Origin of the sequence: Peptoniphilus indolicus ATCC 29427 (assembly GCF_000227315.1) — a bacterium.
GTDB classification, from domain to species: Bacteria; Bacillota; Clostridia; order Tissierellales; family Peptoniphilaceae; genus Peptoniphilus; species Peptoniphilus indolicus.
Genome location: NZ_JH165148.1, coordinates 1 through 603, shown reverse-complemented (window position 1 = coordinate 603; position 603 = coordinate 1). Strand labels below are relative to the sequence as shown.

The window sequence follows — 603 nt, the reverse complement described above, 5'->3', positions numbered from 1 at the left end:
TTTATTAGATTTCCCCTCACTGACTAAAATAGCTATTTCATATTCTCTATTAGTTAAAATAGAAAAATTTTTATTTCCCTTAAAGTTCTCTTCTAAACTACCTCTATCAATAAAATTTACCATCTTTTTTGCAACTTCAGGTTGTAGTAATACACTTCCACTATACACCATTTCTATTGACTCAACTAACTTATCTGAATTTATATCTTTTAATAGATAACCATCGGCTCCATTTTTTAATCCCTCAAAAATATATTTATCTTCATTAAACGTAGTCAGTATCAAAACTTTAATTTCAGGATATCTTGCTTTAATAATCTTTGTTGCCTCTACTCCATCCATTACCGGCATTCTAATATCCATTAATATTAAATCTACGTTTGTTTTAGATACAAAGTCTATAACTTCTTGACCGTTATTAACTTCACCAACTACATCTATATTTTCATACAAACTCAATATCATTGAAATCCCATCCCGTATTAAACTTTTATCATCTGCTATTAGAACCTTTATCATTACAAATCCCTCTTATGTATTTTTTTAATTATACCATTTCAGATAAATAAATTTATTTCTTTTAATCTTAATCATTAGATAATT

1 protein-coding gene is annotated in these 603 nt (G+C 26.5%); it reads right to left on the bottom strand.

Annotated elements, in window-relative coordinates; all coding sequences use genetic code 11:
• Positions 1-519 (bottom strand): response regulator (locus HMPREF9129_RS10425; protein WP_004823600.1); only part of this gene is annotated, 519 nt, incomplete at its 3' end.
• Positions 520-603 lie beyond the last annotated feature (84 nt).